At 67.8% G+C, this 2,614-nt stretch carries 4 protein-coding genes; 1 reads left to right on the top strand and 3 read right to left on the bottom strand.

The genetic code is table 11. The features are described from left to right. Positions 1–475: HlyD family efflux transporter periplasmic adaptor subunit (locus tag LQT98_RS23455; RefSeq protein ID WP_231465621.1), on the top strand; the 475-nt coding region annotated here is incomplete at its 5' end. A gap of 54 nt (positions 476–529) precedes the next feature. Here the strand turns inward: LQT98_RS23455 and ypfJ are convergent. The 3 genes from ypfJ to LQT98_RS23440 form a co-directional block, all read right to left on the bottom strand. Further along, positions 530–1,387 carry a KPN_02809 family neutral zinc metallopeptidase gene (gene ypfJ / locus LQT98_RS23450; RefSeq protein ID WP_231465619.1) on the bottom strand — a complete coding sequence of 286 codons (858 nt, stop codon included), beginning with the start codon at positions 1,385–1,387 and terminating at the stop codon, positions 530–532. Positions 1,388–1,565: 178 nt separating this feature from the next. Beyond that, positions 1,566–2,084 (bottom strand): phosphatidylglycerophosphatase A family protein, encoded by a 519-nt coding sequence (locus LQT98_RS23445; RefSeq protein WP_231465617.1) that lies wholly within the window; start codon positions 2,082–2,084, stop codon positions 1,566–1,568. After that, positions 2,068–2,614, bottom strand: a 547-nt coding sequence (locus LQT98_RS23440; RefSeq protein WP_269326139.1) for a thiamine-phosphate kinase, incomplete at its 5' end; no start/stop codon positions are given. The genes LQT98_RS23440 and LQT98_RS23445, both read right to left, overlap by 17 nt.

The following is a 2,614-nucleotide window of genomic DNA, read 5'->3' as shown; positions in this document are numbered from 1 at the left end:
CGCCGCCGCCGCCGGTTCCCAATACCAGGCGGCGCTGGCCGCGCGCGATCTGGCCCAACTCAATCTGGAACGCACCGTGGTGCGCGCTCCGGTGGATGGCTTCGTCACCAATCTCAATGTCCACGTCGGCGACTTCGCCGCCGTCGGGGCGCCTAAGCTGGCGCTGATAGACCGCAATTCCTACCGCGTGGAAGGCTATTTCGAGGAAACCAAGCTGCCGCTGCTCAAGCCCGGCGCCAAGGTGGACATCACCCTGCTCAGCGGCGGTCCCACGCTGCGCGGCCACGTCGCCAGCATCGCCCGCGGCATCACCGACCGCGACGCCGGCACCGGCCGCGAACTGCTGGCCGACGTCAATCCCACTTTCAACTGGGTGCGCCTGGCGCAGCGAGTGCCGGTGCGCATCGAGCTGGACGCCTTGCCGGCCGGACAACTGCTGGTGGCGGGCACCACCTGCACCGTAGTGGTGCGCTAGCGCGGCGACAAGCATGACAAAAGGGGCCAACGGCCCCTTTTTTTCATTTCCTTGTTACAGCCGCCGCGCGCGGAAGGTATCGCACTGCGCCATGTCGCCGCTGTCGAAGCCGCGGCGGAACCAGCGCACGCGCTGCTCGCCGCTGCCGTGAGTGAAGGAATCCGGCACTACTTCATGCCCGGCCGAGCGCTGCAGGGTGTCGTCGCCGATCTTGGCCGCCGCGTTCATCGCCTGCTCCAAGTCGCCCTGCTCCAGGATTTGCCGCGCCTGATCGGCGTGATGCCCCCACACCCCGGCCAGACAGTCCGCCTGCAACTCCAGCCGCACCGACAAGGCATTGGCCCGGCTCTCGCCGCTGCGCGCCATTTCCTCGTCCACCTTGGCGGAAATGCCGAGCTGATGCTGCACATGATGCCCCACCTCGTGCGCGATCACATAAGCCTGGGCAAACTCGCCCGGCGCGCCCAACTCCCGGCCCAGGGTATGGAAGAAGGACAGGTCGATATAGATTTTCTCGTCGCCGGGACAGTAGAACGGACCGATGGCCGCGTCGCCGCGGCCGCAGGCCGTCGGTGTCGCCGCTGTGAACATCACCAGCTTGGGTGGCTGGTAACGCTGACCTTGCGCCTGGAACAAGGGCCGCCACACGTCCTCAGTATCCGCCAGCATCACGCGGATGAACTTGGCGTCGCGGTCGTCCGCCGCACTCGCTCTGGCCGGGGCCTGCTGCTCGGCCACCGGCTCCATTTCACTGAGCAGATTGATCACCGTCAGTGGATTGACATCGAACACCAACCACGCCACCAGGCCGATCAGGACCGCGCCGACGCCGAACGCCCCGCCACCCCCGCCGCCGCTTTCGCCACGGCGATCTTCCACATTATCGCTTTCCCGGTTCCCATCCCAACGCATGCACGACCTCCAAAAACCCAACCCATGCCACCCCACGTCCCGCCGCGGCGGCAAGACCATGAGCATGAAAAAGTCTGACATGGTACGCGCTCGCATTGACGTCGCCTAGCCGGACCCCGCCGCCGCTCGCAAAAAAAGGGGCTATCGCCCCTTTTTCTCCATCCGGCCACGCTGCCCGCTACAGCGGCCAGCCGCGCAGCAGCAGCCACATCGCCGCCAGCGCGAACGCCGCGGCGAGCAGGTCGTCCACCATCACGCCGAAGCCGCCGCCGACGCGGCGATCCAGCCAGCGTATCGGCCAGGGCTTGAGAATGTCGAACAGGCGGAACAGCGCAAAAGCCAACAGCCAGCCCAGCGGCGTGGCCGGCGTAAACGCCAGCACCAACAGCATGGCGACGATCTCGTCCCAGACGATGCCGCCGTAGTCGTGCACGCCCAGCGCCTTGCCGGTGTAGCCGCAGATCCAGATGCCGGCGACGAACAAGGGCAGACACAGCACGGCCAAAGCCAGGCCTTGCACTCCCAGCGCGTTCAGCACAAAGAACAAGGGATAAGCGGCCAGCGTGCCCCAAGTGCCCGGCGCCTTGCGCGCCAGGCCGCTGCCGAAGCCGAAGGCCAGGAAATGGGCCGGATGGCTGAGCACGAAACGCCAGTCCGGCTGCAGTTTCAGCGTTTCCCGCTCAGTTGAAGTGGTCATAGCCGATGCTCCCCAGTTTGATGATGGTGCCGGCGCCGTCCAGCAGGCTGACGCCCTGACCCGCGACAACGCGGCCGATGCGGCTGAGACGGCAACCGGCCGTTGCGGCGCAGGCCTCGATCTGCGTCCGGCGCTCGGCCGGCGCGGTGAACACCAGTTCGTAATCGTCGCCGCCGGCGGCCAGGCAATCCAGCCATTGCCCGCGCGCCGCCTCCGCCTGTGGATGCGAGGGCAGCGCGTCGGCCCAGACTTCCGCCGCCACATGCGAGGCGGCGGCGATGTGCCCCAGGTCTGACAACAAGCCGTCCGACACGTCGGCGGCGGCATGCGCCAGCGGCAACAACGCCTGGCCCAGCGCAATGCGCGGCTCCGGATATTCCAGCTTGCGCCAGGCCGCTTCGCGCAGGCCGTCCGGCAAGGGCGCGATCTTGCCCAGCCGGCTGCGCACCGCCATCGCCCCCAGGCCCAGCTCGCCGCTGACCCAGATATCGTCGCCCGGCCGCGCGGCCGCGCGGCGCAAAGCCTGGCCG

It is taken from the genome of Chromobacterium aquaticum (genome assembly GCF_021129195.1).
In the GTDB taxonomy this organism is placed as follows: Bacteria; Pseudomonadota; Gammaproteobacteria; order Burkholderiales; family Chromobacteriaceae; genus Chromobacterium; species Chromobacterium aquaticum.
Note: the sequence above shows the minus strand (reverse complement) of the source record. Positions and strands in the feature narration are given on the sequence as shown.

Coding starts and splice junctions, on each gene's coding strand:
- ypfJ (WP_231465619.1), bottom strand. CDS start 1,387: ATGCGTTGGGATGGGAACCGGGAAAGCGATAATGTGGAAGATCGCCGT.
- LQT98_RS23445 (WP_231465617.1), bottom strand. CDS start 2,084: ATGACCACTTCAACTGAGCGGGAAACGCTGAAACTGCAGCCGGACTGG.